The 210-nt window shown below is 43.3% G+C and carries 1 pseudogene; it reads left to right on the top strand.

What is annotated here, in order from left to right:
• Positions 1 to 68: 68 nt before the first annotated feature.
• A pseudogene (locus FDX22_RS32130) lies at positions 69 to 210 on the top strand (ribonuclease I); the annotation flags it as partial.

Here is a 210-nt window from a genome sequence, read left to right as displayed (position 1 = left end):
AACCTGACTGGCATTTTTTATGATTAAATAGATGATATTCAGAATTTATATAAGTATTCGAAATCATCATGACATCAACATGGCGTTATTCTTCATTACTGGCAGCGCTTCTGCTGCCAGTTTCTGCGGCTCAGGCCGATGAACTCCAGGCAAAACAGTACGCTGACTTTGACAGCTACGTGCTGGCCCTCTCCTGGCAAACCGGATTTT

This window comes from Citrobacter sp. TBCS-14 (assembly GCF_005280805.1).
In the GTDB taxonomy this organism is placed as follows: Bacteria; Pseudomonadota; Gammaproteobacteria; order Enterobacterales; family Enterobacteriaceae; genus Citrobacter; species Citrobacter gillenii.
The sequence above is the reverse complement of the archived record's forward strand: the minus strand, read 5'-3'. Positions and strand labels throughout refer to the sequence as shown.